The organism is Pontibacter rugosus, from assembly GCF_042678745.1.
In the GTDB taxonomy this organism is placed as follows: domain Bacteria; phylum Bacteroidota; class Bacteroidia; order Cytophagales; family Hymenobacteraceae; genus Pontibacter; species Pontibacter rugosus.
The window spans coordinates 1-12,154 of the sequence record NZ_JBHTLD010000163.1 but is presented as its reverse complement, the minus strand read 5'-3'; the positions used below and the strand labels follow the sequence as shown (position 1 = coordinate 12,154).

Below are 12,154 nucleotides of genomic sequence, written 5' to 3'. Positions count from 1 at the left end.
GTGTAAGTATAGGAACAGAATTAACATTAAGTTTAATAAATACCTCTCATTCTGAAAGAAGCTTTGTAAAAATAGAGCCCCTTCCCTCCGCAAGTTGTAAAAACTTGCGGAGGGAAGGGGCCTTCTATCAACAAGATCCTTTCAGGAGGAAAACCGAAAGGAAGTATAAGTATAAGTTGAACAGCAGGTGATAAGGCGCGAACAGGTCGCGACCTGTCCTTACAAAACAGAACTTAGAGTTTTACAAAAATTCCGACTGCTTGGGCTACTTGAAGCTACTCCAGTCCTGGGGTTGAGCGCCTTGTAGCATTCCGGTGCCGCGCAAGCGGCAGCCGTTAGGCAGGAAGGCTACACAGCGCGATGCCCCAGGACGAGCCCTCGCGGGCTTGAGCGCTCCAAATCCTAAGGTGAAACGATAGGTGTTTGGGAGCTGGAGGATGAGCGGAAGCTAGAAAGTTTAGCTAGGTTGAAGGAAGCAGAGGCAAAGGCAATGGATTAAGGCCAGAGCTGTACAGATGTGGCTCTACGAGCCAGTAGAGCTGGAAGCTCTACACCATTATACGCACTAGCTGCAAGCTAGCGCCAGCGGGAGGCTATGAAAGTATAAACTATACTTAGCAGAGGCAGTCTGAGGCACAAGCGGACGCTTGCGCCAGAGCATACTTCCTTAAAAAGAGAAAGCTCTGCTACTTGCAGGGCTTTCTCTTCACGCATAATCATGCTCCCCTTAATTTTTCTGGCTAGATGATCGTGCTCAAACCTACTTCCATATTAACTTTATGCGGCAGCGCGACATCTACGGCACCATCCAGCACACAATAGGCAATAAAAGTGCCCACCTGCTCGGTGCCATAAGCAACACCAGACGCGGCAAGATCTGGTGTCAGGATTTTCTTGTCCAGTGCCTCTTGTACTGCTTGTTTCATTAACTCTGCCTCCTGATACAGCTCGAAGTGCTCCAGCATCATAGCTGCCGAAAGTATGGCGGCAATAGGGTTGGCAATGTTTTTACCTTTGGCTTGCGGATAAGACCCATGAATGGGCTCAAACAAAGCCACACGCTCCCCAACCGAAGCAGAAGGCAGCATACCAAGTGAACCAGCAATAACAGAGGCCTCATCCGAAAGTATATCGCCAAACATGTTCTCCGTCAGCACGACATCAAACTGCCTTGGGTTAAGTATAAGCTGCATAGCAGCATTATCAACAAAAAGGTAATCTACCGCTACATCAGCATATTCCAGAGAAATTTCCTGCACCACTTCACGCCACAAGCGCGACGTTTCAAGCACGTTGGCTTTGTCTACCAGCGTTAGCTTTTTGCGCCTGTTCTGCGCCGCCTGAAAAGCAAGATGTGCAATGCGCGCTATCTCATACCTGCTGTAAGTGCAGTTATCAAAGGCAGTGTTTTCATCGCGACCTTTCTCTCCAAAATATATGCCTCCTGTCAACTCTCTGAAGAAAAGCATGTCGGCTCCGGCAATACGGTCGTTTTTTAAAGGAGAATGAGGCAGCAGTACATCATAGGCAGTTACCGGCCTTACGTTGGCAAACAAGCCCAGCGATTTTCTGAGTTTCAGCAGGCCCTGCTCTGGCCTTACTTTGGCAGCAGGGTTGTTATCATACTTCGGATCGCCTATAGCACCCAGCAGTATGGCATCAGCTTCGAAACAGGCTTCAAGCGTTTCTGTTGGCAAGGGTTCGCCTGTAGCGTCTATGGCACAGGCTCCCATCAGGTGTGTTTCAAAAGTAAAGTGATGCCCGAACTTCTCTCCGACGGCCTCCAATACTCTCACGGCTTCTCTGCAAACTTCCGGCCCAATGCCATCACCGGGTAACACGGCTATTGTTTTATTTAATACATCCATACTCTGTTCTTTTCATAGTTTTCAATCGCTACTTTCTGGCTCACCAGAAAATCAATATCGTCATAGCCATGTAGCATACATTCTTTTTTGTAAGTATCAATTTCAAAAGACACTTTCTCTTCCCACATCGGCACCTGTAGCTGCTGCAAAGGAAGGTTTACTACAAATTCTGCCTGTGGGTCTTTCTCAATCAACTTAAAAAGCCTCTCCAGCACCTCATCCGATACCTGCAGCGGCAACAGACCATTGTTCAGGGCATTGCCCCGGAAGATATCGGCGAAATAGCTGGATATAACTACCTTAAAACCGGCATCTGTAATGGCCCAGGCAGCATGTTCGCGGCTGGAGCCGCAGCCAAAGTTCTTTCCAGCCACCAATATCTGCCCCTGATAAAGCGAGTTGTTCAGCACAAAGTCAGGTTTAGGCTTACCTTCCCCATCGTAGCGCCAGTCGCAGAACAGGTTCTTTCCGAAGCCATCTCTGGAAGTGGCTTTGAGGAATCTTGCCGGTATAATCTGGTCGGTATCTATGTTCTCGATCGCAAGCGGAACGGCTGTTGATCGGAGTATTTCAAACTTTTCCATTAGTTGATGTATTGGGTTACGTCCACTAGCTTTCCTTCTACTGCAGTGATGGCGGCCACTAGCGGGCTAGCCAGCAACGTTCTGGAGCCCGGCCCCTGGCGGCCTTCAAAATTGCGGTTTGATGTAGAAACGCAGTAAGCTCTTACCGGCACCTTATCTTCGTTCATGGCGAGGCAGGCGCTACAGCCAGGCTCACGTAGCTCAAACCCAGCATCAGCCAGTATAATATCCAGCCCTTCCGCCTTTGCCTGTGCCTCCACCTGCTTAGAACCAGGCACGATGATAGCCTCCACGTGTGGGGATTTTTTCTTGCCCTTCACATACTTAGCCACCAGCCGTAAATCCTCGATACGGGAGTTGGTGCAGCTGCCGATAAAGACATAATCCACCCGTTTACCCAGCAGCGACTCGCCCGGCTGAAAGCCCATATAGGTTAAGGATTTTTCAAAGCTAACTAGCTCGCCGGCACCTACCGTAGAAGGAATCATGCCATTTAGGGCAATGCCCATACCTGGATTGGTGCCATAAGTGATCATAGGGGTGATGGCACTAGCCTTAAATTTATACTCTACATCAAATTTGGCATCTGCATCAGAGTAAAGTGTGCTCCAGTAAGCTATTGCATCCTCCCAGCGCTGCCCGTGCGGTGCATGCGGCCGGCCTTCCAGGTAGCTGAAGGTAGTTTCATCAGGAGAGATCAATCCGCCACGTGCACCCATTTCGATGCTCATGTTACACACCGTCATACGGCCCTCCATACTTAGCGAACGGATGGCACTGCCTGCATACTCCACAAAATATCCCGTGGCTCCGCCAGTACCCAAAGCAGCAATCACGTATAGGATCAGATCTTTTGCCGTTACCCCTGCATGCAATTCACCATCAATGGTTATCCTCATTTTTTTAGGGCGGCTCAGCAACAGGCATTGTGAGGCCATTACCTGCGCCACCTGGCTGGTGCCAATACCGAAGGCAAGAGCCCCGAAAGCACCGTGTGTGGAAGTATGGCTATCGCCGCAGACAATTGTCATGCCCGGTTGCGTAATACCCAACTCCGGTCCTATCACGTGCACAATGCCCTGGTTCCGGTGGCCAAGTCCAAAAAGCTCTACGCCGAACCTGGTGCAGTTTTCTGTTAGCTTGTCTACCTGCGAGCGTGACAGGGGGTCTTGTATAGGGAGATGCTGGTTTCTGGTAGGCACGTTATGATCGGCGGTGGCTACAATCTGATCTCTCCTATACAAGGGCAGGCCGCGGGTTTCTAACTCCTCGAAAGCCTGCGGACTCGTCACTTCATGTATCAAGTGCTTGTCGATGTAGAACACATCCTGTCCCCCGGGGATGGACCGCACCACGTGCGCGTCCCATATTTTATCTACTAAGGTCTTTCCCATACTAGCTTGCTACCACTAAATTTTGTTCTTCTACTAACTCATGCAGGTCTTCGTCCACTACTTCTTTCTTCACATCAGCCACATGCAGAAAAGAGGAATAGGCTTTATCCAGCGTATCTTTATCGAAATTGTAGCCCAGTTTCTGCAGGCGATACGCCAGGGCGGCTCTGCCTGAACGTGCTGTGAGCACGATAGAAGAACTATCAATACCCACCTCGCGCGGGTCTATGATTTCATATGTTTCGCGGTGTTTGATAACGCCGTCCTGATGAATGCCGCTGGAGTGCGAGAAAGCGTTTGCGCCAACGATAGCCTTGTTTGGCTGCACCGGCATGCGCATCATGTGCGATACCAGTGTTGAGGTCTCAGTAAGTAGTTTCGTGTTGATGCCAGTTACCAGGTTCAGGTATGGGTGCTGGCGAAGGATCATTACAACTTCCTCCAGGGCTGTATTGCCTGCACGCTCCCCTACCCCGTTTATAGTGCACTCAATCTGGCGGGCACCATTCATGACCCCGGCAATAGAGTTGGCTGTAGCCATACCTAAGTCGTTGTGGCAATGGGTGGAAAGACATACCTTATCAATGCCTTTTACATTCTCATAGAGGAATTTAATCTTTGCGCCATACTCTTCCGGCAGGCAGTAGCCGGTTGTGTCCGGAATATTGAGCACAGTAGCTCCTGCCTTAATAGCTTCTTCACATACTTTCGCCAGAAAAACATTGTCGGTTCGACCAGCATCTTCGGCATAGAATTCTACATCTTCTACAAAGCTTTTGGCTAGTTTCACGGCTTGCACAGCGCGGGCTATTACCTCCTCACGGGTGGTGCGCAGTTTATACTTTACATGCAGGTCTGAAGTGCCGATGCCGGTATGTATGCGTGGTCGTTTTGCTCCTTTAAGCGCCTCTGCAGCTGTGATGATATCATGCTCTACGGCTCGTGATAAACCGCAGACAGTAGCTTCTTTTGTCTGCGCAGCAATGGCTCTTACTGCATCAAAGTCGCCGGGGCTGGAGATAGGGAAACCAGCCTCTATCACATCCACACCTAGCTGCTCCAGTTGCTTGGCAATAACCAGTTTTTCGTGGGTGTTTAACTTGCAGCCAGGTACCTGCTCTCCGTCCCGAAGCGTGGTATCAAATATTTGTATTTTCTGAGTCGGCATCCTTTATTTAGTCTTAAAAACAAAAAATAATGTTTTAATTGGAGTTTAATATCCGCCTAAATTCACTGCTTCAGGAAACAAATTTGATGTAGGCCTACTACTTCTACAGTTAAATATTTTTGTTTTAAACACCTAATAAACAAACAATTACACAACCTTAAACTACAATGCCTACCCAGCACATAGACTCCGTATTTCAGTTGGTTAAATCTTTAACCAAGTCAGAAAAAAGGCATTTCCGTTTGTTTGCCAACAGGCAGGGCGCTAGTGATGGGCTCAAGTTTTTGCAGCTTTTTGATGCCCTGGATAGCTTGGCTGTCTATGATGATGAGAAGATTCTGAAGCAGGTGCCAAGTATAAAGAAGATACAGCTGCCAAACCTTAAGGCTAACCTCTACAAGCAGCTTCTCTCCAGCCTGCGCCTCTACCATACTAGTCAAAACGTAGATATTCAGCTGCAGGAGCAGTTGGGGCATGCGCGCGTACTTTATAATAAAGGGCTTTACCAGCAGTGCCTGAAAGTGTTGGATAAGATAAAGGCATCTGCCTTGCAGGCAGAGCTACAGCACATAGCCCTCACAGCCATAGATTTTGAAAAGCAGATTGAGTCGCAGTACATCACCAGGAGCCTGAGTGGCAGGGCTGATACGCTCTCAAGCGAAGCTACTGCCCTTTCTGTTCAGGTCTCTCACCTGCACGATTTATCGAATGTAGCCCTGCGCCTTTATGGGTTATACCTGAAAATGGGGTATGTCAGAAACCAGGAGGATTATGCATCCGTCAGCAGCTTTTTCAAGGAAAGCTTACCTGCGGTAAATGAAACCACCTTGAGCTTTACTGAAAAAATATACTTCTATCAGTCCCATGTATGGTTCTACTCCATTATTCAGGATTTCAGGTCGTGTTACCGCTATGCGCAAAAGTGGGTTGATCTGTTTGAGACGCATGCAGAGATGAAGTCTACGCAGGAGACTATGTACCTAAAAGGCCTGCACAACTTACTGGCGGCACTTTTTAACCTGCAGTATTACTCTAAGTTTGAGCAGGTGCTGCAGGACATGGAAGCGTATGCCGATGATGAGAACAGACGCACAAATGCAAACACAGAAATGCTGTTGTTTCTGTACATCTACACCAATCGGTTGAATGCCTATTTTATGAGTGGCAATTTTACGGAGGGCGTAAGTATGGTGCCAGAGCTGCTCAAGAAGCTAAAGCATTTCCAGCTACAGATGGACCCGCACCGCATGCTTATTTTCTACTTTAAAATTGCAAGTTTATACTTTGGCAGCGGAGATAACCAGACAAGTATAAAGTACCTGAACAAGATCATTAATTACAAAGACACGAACCTGCGGGAAGACATCCAGTGCTTTGCCCGTATTCTGCGCCTGATTGCCTACTATGAGGCTGGCGACGACTATGAACTGGAGCATCAGATCAGGTCTGTGTACCGCTTCCTGGGCAAGATGAACGACCAGCATCAAATGCAGGTAGAGATATTCCGGTTCCTGCGCAACCTGGGCAATATCACTCCACTACAACTCAAGGACGCTTTTAACGGGTTAAAAGAAAAGTTAATTGTTATAGCAGAAAACCCATTTGAGCGCCGGCCATTCCTTTACCTGGATATTATTTCTTGGCTGGAAAGCAAGATAGAAAATGTGCCCGTTCAGGAGATTATGAAGCGAAAATTCAAGTTGATGAAATAGGGCCGTTAATCAGTCTCTGCTAATTTCGATAAATACTCCCGTACTTCTGGCGTATCATACTCGGCCATGCCTTCCTGCTTTGCTACTATTTTTCCTTCAGGCGAGATGATAAAAGTTGTGGGAATAGCATTAGCGTAAAACTCCTGCGGCAACTGATTGGCAGGCATGTAAACCGGAAAAGTATAGCCTTTCCTGCGGATGAACTTCTGCACTTTCTCCTTGCCTCCCTCATCCACTGACAGCATGACGAAGGCAATTTTATCAGAGCTTACCTGATCGTACAGGTGTTGTATGTTGGGCATTTCGGCAATACAGGGAGGGCACCAGGTAGCCCAGATATTCATAAACACGACCTTTCCTTTCAGGCTTCCAAAATCAATGGTTTCTCCGTCCATGCTGGTGATTTTGAAACCGGAACCCACCATTTCTGCTGCCCCTGCTGTAGGGTTTTCCTCTGCTATCGTAGCACTAGAAGTTTCGGGTACGTCGGCCTTTTTGAGGCCAGTTGCCAACAGTAGCCGCTGCACCTGCCCAATAGCCTCTGTATGCAGACCAGTGGTATATAATATACCCACAAGAAGCAGGGTTATAGCCCAGCCAGGTATTTTCTTTAGCGCAAGTTTAAATTTGTTCATGTTTTAAATTTCTTGTTTAGTTACTTGTGAACTCCTCAGAAATACATTCTTAGATAACCTTAGTTACTGGACTAGTGCTGAAAGCGGCTTACAAACAGGATTTATTTGATTCTTAGCTAATTATATTTGCATCCGCCAATTGACGATATACTAGTTACCTGCCTCACAACGCGCTGTTGATAAAAATTTATACTTGCTCTCGCTCCAATCTATCTGAGGCAAGGGGCAGTAAGACCGTTCCAGTTAATAGAAATAAATACACCCATTACCAAGGTCCACCAGGCAGCAATTAAACGAGACAAACATCTGCCTTTAGCTCAAGAAGATTTCTTTCAGCAGGATGTATAGGCCCATGGCAAGTATAAACCACCCAAATCCGCGCTTCAGGCTTTGCCCGTCTACTTTAGCCGCCAGAGCAGTGCCTATAAAAATACCGACTATTGATAATGTCGAAAATGCCAGCAGGAAAAGCCAGTCAATATCATAATGAAAAACATCTCCCAGAAAACCAAAAAGCGAGTTGGCTGCTATAATAAAGAGGGAAGTACCAACGGCCTTTTTCATATCCAAGCCGGTAAAAAGCACCAGTGCAGGTATAATCAGAAAGCCTCCTCCTGCACCCACTAAACCTGAAACCAGCCCCACCAGGATGCCTTGCCCCAGCACTGCCCAAAACCGGATGCCAGGGTCTGCCCCCTCTCCTGTTTTACCTTTCCGCTTCCGAATCATGCTGAATGAGGCAGCCACCATGAGCACTGCAAAAAGCAGCAGCAGCAGCACATCCTTGGTTAAGGTAAAGCCGCCAACAGAGAGTATATGAGCAGGAATAGCCGGAATAATGAAAGTACGCGTCAGGAGCACGGTAAGCAGTGAGGGAATGCCAAACACCAGTGCTGTTTTGAAATTAACCAGCTTTTTGCGGTAAAACTTAAAACTGCCAACCAGGCTGGTAAGCCCCACCACAAACAAAGAGTAAGCTGTTGCCATCACGGGGTTAAGGCCGATCAGGTAAACCAGAATGGGGACAGTTAAAATAGAGCCGCCACTTCCTGTAAGGCCCAGTGAAAGACCGATAAAAAGTGCCGCCACATAGCCTAGTATTTCCATAGCGTCTTGATTAGATTCTGGTGCAAAGGTAACCGTCCTAAGGGCTCAGGTCAGTGACAAAAGGCACATAGACTTTATCAACTAATCACCAAAAGTATCATTTCCTGACGTACTTTTTTGAGTAAACTGCCGCTTTCTTTCTGCTTTGCAAGCGTACTAAGAAAAAGGCTTCCGCTAATGAGGAAGCCTTTTTCTTAGTACGCCATATGTAAACGTGCCTACCAAAGCGCTTAACAACACTACCAGAAATACACCATAGCCATTGCCCACAATCGTGTACAAGGGGCCGGGACAGGCTCCCGTCATGGCCCATCCAAGCCCGAAAATAATACCCCCGATCAGGTAACGCGCAACGCTTCTGTTCTTTGGCGTAAAGGTGATTGGCGTCCCCTCCGTTGATTTCAGCTGGAACTGCTTGATAAGAGCCACACTGATAACACCAAGTATAACTGCCGACCCAATAATGCCATACATATGAAATGAATCAAAGCGGAACATCTCATAAATGCGGTACCAGGAGATGGCCTGTGATTTGGTCATGACAATGCCAAAAAGTGTCCCGATTGATAAATAGCTTAAAAACTTCATTTGCAGCTTGAAATTAAAGGGTAAGGATAAATGGCAGCAGCAGGTGCGTCATCAGAAGGCCCCCGATGAAAAAACCGACTACTGCTATAAGCGACGGAAGCTGTAAGTTGCTAAGTCCGCTGATGGCATGCCCCGATGTACAGCCTCCAGCATAGCGTGTACCGAAGCCAACTAAAAAACCACCTACTACTAATAATATAAAGCCTCTCAGCGTGAAAAGTGATTCCCAGCTGAAGATATCCTCTGGCAGGTAACTTGCGCCCGGATTACTGATGCCTAAACGCTGTAGCTCCTGCACCGTGTCCTGCGCCAGCGGAATGGGGTTTGGCTGCTGCAGCCAGGTAGCGGCAATAAAACCTCCTACTACAGCACCAAGTACAAACACCAGGTTCCATACCTGCTTCTTCCAATCAAAGTTGAAGAAATCACTCACTTTGCCCGCACCACCCATAGCACACGTGGTTCTGAGGGTATCGGACACCCCGAAGCTCTTGCCTGTCAGCAGCAGCAGCACCATTACCAGCGTAATCATTGGGCCTGCTACGTACCAGGGCCAAGGCTGGCTTAACCAATCTACTAATTGTTCCATTTACTATTTTATACTTTGTGACTGCGCCCTCTATAAGAGCTGATTTATACTTGCTGATTTTCCTTTAAATGGTTTATTGCCTCCCCCATATCCAGCACTTTTACTGGAAGCACACTTGCCAATATACTACTTCCGGCGGCAGAGCGGTAGCCACCGGCACAATGCACTACTACAGGCTTATCCGTAGGTATTTCGCCAGCGCGCTCACGCAGTTCGGGCAAGGGTATAGTAATGGCTCCATCGAAAAAGGTTCCGGCTTTTGTTTCACTGCCGTTACGGATATCTATAAGGGTATAAGCTGCTTTATTTGCTTTGAAAGCAGCTGCATCAAACGCAGCACTCTGCTCACCACCCTGCTGGTTGTATACTAATGCTCCAATAATAAGCTGCTCATAACCTATTTTTGCGGATTTGCTGATAAGCTCCTCCAGCGCCTCTTCTGACTCCGCCAACAGGTAAAATTGTTCATCAGGATGCACTATACTGCCAAGCCAGGTTTCAAACTTGCCACCATTCTGGATGTTTATCGCTCCGTTAAGATGCCCCTGCTTAAACTGCGCCTGTGGCCTTGCATCCACAATTACAGCACTGCCCTTCACCTCTGCGATTTTTCCCAGTCTTTTCACACCTTCTAGTGAAGGCAGGTAGGCAGGCGCTCCTGCTTTGTTCAGCGAGACATTATAGCCGAAGTACTTCGGAATAAAAGGTTGATCGGCTACAATCAGCTTCACGAACGCTTCTTCGCTCATGGGTTGTAAAGCATAATTGCCGGCTTTTTCAGCTCCTATTGTACTGCTGTTTGCGTTACTCAGGCCTTTGCCGCAGAGCGAACCGGCTCCGTGAGCAGGATACACCAATACCTCATCCTCAAGTTGCATTAGTTTATCGCGTGTGCTGCGAAACAGCTGGCGCGCAAGTTCCTCTCTTTTGGCTGTCATGGCACCGGCATGCTCCCGCAGGTCCGGGCGGCCTACGTCTCCAATAAAAAGTGTGTCTCCTGTAAATACGGCTTTATCTTTTCCTTCATGCTCCAGCACAATGCTAATGCCATCAGGCGAGTGACCGGGTGTGTGCAAAGGTTTTAACTTTATGCCTCCTACTTCCAGTATTGCACCTTCATCTAATGGCTGGTGAGGGTAATCTGCTCTAACCATAGGGTGGGCGTAAATCGTGGCGCCGGTTTTTTGATGAATCTCCAGGTGGGCACTTACAAAATCAGCATGTGGGTGCGTCTCAATTACAGCCACAATTTTTGACTGGTGCTGTTCTGCATAAGCGTAGTATGGCTGCGGGTTGCGGGCGGGATCTATCAGCACAATTTCGCGCTGGCTCTCACTTAGTATAGCGTAGGAATAATGTGCTAACCCCTTGTCTTCGAATTGCTCTATTTTCATAACTTTCGCGTTTAGATTGCATTCACTTATCTATACAAAGGTAAGCCTGCTGATAGTTAAAGTCTGTGACTGATATCACACAAGACCTATACTACCAATGCATAGTCAGTTGAAAGTATATACGAAAAAGGGAACTAAGCTCATCACTAACTAGAAGCAAACTGCTCCAGAAACGACTCCAGGTTGTGCCGCACAAGTATTCGGTTGCGTTCCAGTTCCACCAGCTTACGGTTCTCTAATTGTTTGAGAAGTCTTGAGATAACTTCTCGTGAGGTGCCAAGTTCGCTGGCGATTTCCTGGTGGGTTATACTTAGTTCAAGCGTCTTTAGCTGCTTGGATTTCAGAACGAGGTATTTTAACAGTCGCTCATCCATTTTCTTAAAGGCCACATCATCGATGGCATGCAACAGTTCCTGAAAGCGCTTCTGATATGTTTGAGCCACAAAGTCTTTCCATTGCCTAAAGGTGTTCATCCACTCCTCATGCTTGCGCACAGGCACAGCCAGCACCTGCGTGCGTTCCTCCGCCACTGCTTTGATCTCGCTGGGGCTGGAGGTGCTACAGCAGGTTAAGGACACGGCGCAGGTTTCGCCACCCTCTATATAGTATAGCAGCAAGTCATGTCCTTCTCCATCGGTACGCATTACCTTAACCGATCCTTGCAGTATGATAGGGACGATTTTTATGTGCTGTCCCGGCTCTATCAACGACTGACCAGGTTCAAAAAGCTGGACTTTACCATGTTGCTCCAGCTCATCCAGAAGCTGTGGATCAGATATAAAGGCGGGCCTTATGCTCATGTGCAGCGGGTTATCAGGTTAAGACCTTAGCTATAGCAGCCGTAGGTCAGTAAATACAGCTTAGAGCATCTTTAAAATTCATCCTCTGCGCTGCAAAAACGAAATATAAACAAGCTCTTACATTAAAAGTAAAGCATTTTGTAAAGGGCTGCAAGCAATAAAAGCATACACACCTATAGTTTAGTGCTGCGCCAAATTGAAAATCATAATTACTAGCTCTAAGAGGCTGTTTTGATTTAGTTGAGTAAAAAAGCAGGTGTCGGTTGTTGGGTAATAAAAGTTTACAGACTTATGACTTACCCAAGCGATTTAACC

The 12,154-nt window shown here is 47.4% G+C and carries 12 protein-coding genes; 2 read left to right on the top strand and 10 right to left on the bottom strand.

What is annotated here, in order from left to right:
• On the top strand, nucleotides 1-191 hold a 191-nt coding region (locus ACFQ2O_RS15780), incomplete at its 5' end, for a hypothetical protein (RefSeq protein ID WP_377529743.1).
• Nucleotides 192-740: 549 nt separating this feature from the next.
• Here the strand turns inward: ACFQ2O_RS15780 and leuB are convergent.
• The 4 genes from leuB to ACFQ2O_RS15760 are packed head-to-tail and all read right to left on the bottom strand — an operon-like array spanning nucleotide 741 to nucleotide 5,014.
• The gene (gene leuB / locus ACFQ2O_RS15775) at nucleotides 741-1,868 is read right to left on the bottom strand and encodes a 3-isopropylmalate dehydrogenase (RefSeq protein ID WP_377529740.1); all 1,128 of its coding nucleotides are present in this window, start codon (nucleotides 1,866-1,868) and stop codon (nucleotides 741-743) included.
• Nucleotides 1,856-2,452 (bottom strand): 3-isopropylmalate dehydratase small subunit, encoded by a 597-nt coding sequence (gene leuD, locus ACFQ2O_RS15770; RefSeq protein WP_377529737.1) that lies wholly within the window; start codon nucleotides 2,450-2,452, stop codon nucleotides 1,856-1,858. The genes leuB and leuD overlap by 13 nt, the downstream gene beginning before the upstream one ends.
• Nucleotides 2,452-3,846, bottom strand: a complete 1,395-nt coding sequence (gene leuC, locus ACFQ2O_RS15765) for a 3-isopropylmalate dehydratase large subunit (protein ID WP_377529732.1) — start codon at nucleotides 3,844-3,846, stop codon at nucleotides 2,452-2,454. Before leuC ends, leuD begins: the two co-directional genes overlap by 1 nt.
• A gap of 1 nt (nucleotide 3,847) precedes the next feature.
• Nucleotides 3,848-5,014, bottom strand: a complete 1,167-nt coding sequence (locus ACFQ2O_RS15760; protein ID WP_377529729.1) for a 2-isopropylmalate synthase — start codon at nucleotides 5,012-5,014, stop codon at nucleotides 3,848-3,850.
• A 167-nt stretch (nucleotides 5,015-5,181) separates the two neighbouring features.
• On the opposite strand from ACFQ2O_RS15760, the gene ACFQ2O_RS15755 reads away from it, so the two are divergent.
• Entirely contained in the window at nucleotides 5,182-6,726 is a 1,545-nt protein-coding gene (locus ACFQ2O_RS15755; protein ID WP_377529726.1) for a hypothetical protein, read from the top strand.
• A gap of 5 nt (nucleotides 6,727-6,731) precedes the next feature.
• Here ACFQ2O_RS15755 and ACFQ2O_RS15750 read toward each other — a convergent pair whose 3' ends face one another.
• From ACFQ2O_RS15750 to ACFQ2O_RS15725, 6 genes are all read right to left on the bottom strand, one after another.
• Nucleotides 6,732-7,361 (bottom strand): TlpA family protein disulfide reductase, encoded by a 630-nt coding sequence (locus ACFQ2O_RS15750; RefSeq protein WP_377529722.1) that lies wholly within the window; start codon nucleotides 7,359-7,361, stop codon nucleotides 6,732-6,734.
• Between the two features lie 312 nt (nucleotides 7,362-7,673).
• Complete coding sequence (locus tag ACFQ2O_RS15745; protein WP_377529718.1) at nucleotides 7,674-8,468, bottom strand: sulfite exporter TauE/SafE family protein; 795 nt, start codon at nucleotides 8,466-8,468, stop codon at nucleotides 7,674-7,676.
• Nucleotides 8,469-8,642: 174 nt separating this feature from the next.
• Nucleotides 8,643-9,056, bottom strand: coding sequence for a DUF6691 family protein (locus ACFQ2O_RS15740; RefSeq protein ID WP_377529714.1), 414 nt, complete (start codon nucleotides 9,054-9,056; stop codon nucleotides 8,643-8,645).
• Between the two features lie 13 nt (nucleotides 9,057-9,069).
• The gene (locus ACFQ2O_RS15735; RefSeq protein WP_377529710.1) at nucleotides 9,070-9,645 is read right to left on the bottom strand and encodes a YeeE/YedE family protein; all 576 of its coding nucleotides are present in this window, start codon (nucleotides 9,643-9,645) and stop codon (nucleotides 9,070-9,072) included.
• A gap of 44 nt (nucleotides 9,646-9,689) precedes the next feature.
• Nucleotides 9,690-11,039, bottom strand: coding sequence for an MBL fold metallo-hydrolase (locus ACFQ2O_RS15730; protein ID WP_377529707.1), 1,350 nt, complete (start codon nucleotides 11,037-11,039; stop codon nucleotides 9,690-9,692).
• 146 nt (nucleotides 11,040-11,185) lie between these two features.
• Entirely contained in the window at nucleotides 11,186-11,839 is a 654-nt protein-coding gene (locus tag ACFQ2O_RS15725; protein ID WP_377529704.1) for a Crp/Fnr family transcriptional regulator, read from the bottom strand.
• Nucleotides 11,840-12,154 lie beyond the last annotated feature (315 nt).

Bases quoted from the DNA above. Each gene is read 5' to 3' on its own strand.
- leuB (WP_377529740.1), bottom strand. From the start codon at position 1,868: ATGGATGTATTAAATAAAACAATAGCCGTGTTACCCGGTGATGGCATT.
- leuD (WP_377529737.1), bottom strand. From the start codon at position 2,452: ATGGAAAAGTTTGAAATACTCCGATCAACAGCCGTTCCGCTTGCGATC.
- leuC (WP_377529732.1), bottom strand. From the start codon at position 3,846: ATGGGAAAGACCTTAGTAGATAAAATATGGGACGCGCACGTGGTGCGG.
- ACFQ2O_RS15760 (WP_377529729.1), bottom strand. From the start codon at position 5,014: ATGCCGACTCAGAAAATACAAATATTTGATACCACGCTTCGGGACGGA.
- ACFQ2O_RS15755 (WP_377529726.1), top strand. From the start codon at position 5,182: ATGCCTACCCAGCACATAGACTCCGTATTTCAGTTGGTTAAATCTTTA.
- ACFQ2O_RS15750 (WP_377529722.1), bottom strand. From the start codon at position 7,361: ATGAACAAATTTAAACTTGCGCTAAAGAAAATACCTGGCTGGGCTATA.
- ACFQ2O_RS15745 (WP_377529718.1), bottom strand. From the start codon at position 8,468: ATGGAAATACTAGGCTATGTGGCGGCACTTTTTATCGGTCTTTCACTG.
- ACFQ2O_RS15740 (WP_377529714.1), bottom strand. From the start codon at position 9,056: ATGAAGTTTTTAAGCTATTTATCAATCGGGACACTTTTTGGCATTGTC.
- ACFQ2O_RS15735 (WP_377529710.1), bottom strand. From the start codon at position 9,645: ATGGAACAATTAGTAGATTGGTTAAGCCAGCCTTGGCCCTGGTACGTA.
- ACFQ2O_RS15730 (WP_377529707.1), bottom strand. From the start codon at position 11,039: ATGAAAATAGAGCAATTCGAAGACAAGGGGTTAGCACATTATTCCTAC.
- ACFQ2O_RS15725 (WP_377529704.1), bottom strand. From the start codon at position 11,839: ATGAGCATAAGGCCCGCCTTTATATCTGATCCACAGCTTCTGGATGAG.